The organism is Mesorhizobium sp. LSJC285A00, assembly GCF_000503155.1.
In the GTDB taxonomy this organism is placed as follows: domain Bacteria; phylum Pseudomonadota; class Alphaproteobacteria; order Rhizobiales; family Rhizobiaceae; genus Mesorhizobium.
The window spans coordinates 1-686 of sequence record NZ_AYVK01000113.1 but is presented as its reverse complement, the minus strand read 5'-3'; the positions used below and the strand labels follow the sequence as shown (position 1 = coordinate 686).

The window sequence follows — 686 nt, the reverse complement described above, 5'->3', positions numbered from 1 at the left end:
AAGAAGCTCGCTCTGCGCCAAGCCGCATGACCAGCATCATGGCCGCCCCATTTTGCAGAACTTGACGCACACAACCTGTGACCCGGAGAGGATCACATTTGCAAATTGGCGCCTTCCTTTGCCCGGCACATCGGCCGAACAGATGAGGGCTATTCGCCTGCTCGGATTGCAAGGCTGCCGGCCGCGACCGCCGGCTTCGCGTTGATGCCGTCAGTTTGCTTGCAGCACATGGGATGCCCGGCCAGGTTGTCGGCGAGAGTCTTTTGGGCATGTCGATCTCCGTTGAAGGGTCGCCGCAAAGGATTCTATTCCTAACTGGACCTGGACGGCAAGGGTTATTCGGCCAAGCTGCCTTCCCGGTGGTGCATCGCCTCCAAGATCACCTCATAGACGCTGCCGACCTCCTCCTTGATCTCGTCGGCACCGATTCCCTCACGCTCCGCAGATTTCATCATTTCGTCAGCGAGGTCGCTAACCGCCACTGGATCATCAGTCATTGCGTTGGGCAGGTGCTCTGCCATCCACCGATCGAGAAAGTTGATGCCGCGTGTGCTCATCAGCCGATAAGTTCAAAGCGCATATTAGGTGTTTGATCCCAGGCTTTGATGGCGCGTACTTTTCGTCCGAATCAAAGGATGCGCTATGGGCCAGGTTCTTCATGGGAGCGCCACGACGACAGAGGCGAT

The 686-nt window shown here is 57.4% G+C and carries 1 protein-coding gene; it reads right to left on the bottom strand.

The window, feature by feature from the left end:
• Positions 1-335: 335 nt before the first annotated feature.
• A complete protein-coding gene (locus X726_RS137235; RefSeq protein WP_023673978.1) occupies positions 336-557 on the bottom strand; it encodes a DUF768 domain-containing protein in 222 nt (73 codons plus the stop codon).
• Positions 558-686: the final 129 nt, after the last annotated feature.

What these genes read in the sequence shown, in the direction of transcription:
- X726_RS137235 (WP_023673978.1), bottom strand. Translation starts at nt 557, where the DNA reads ATGAGCACACGCGGCATCAACTTTCTCGATCGGTGGATGGCAGAGCAC.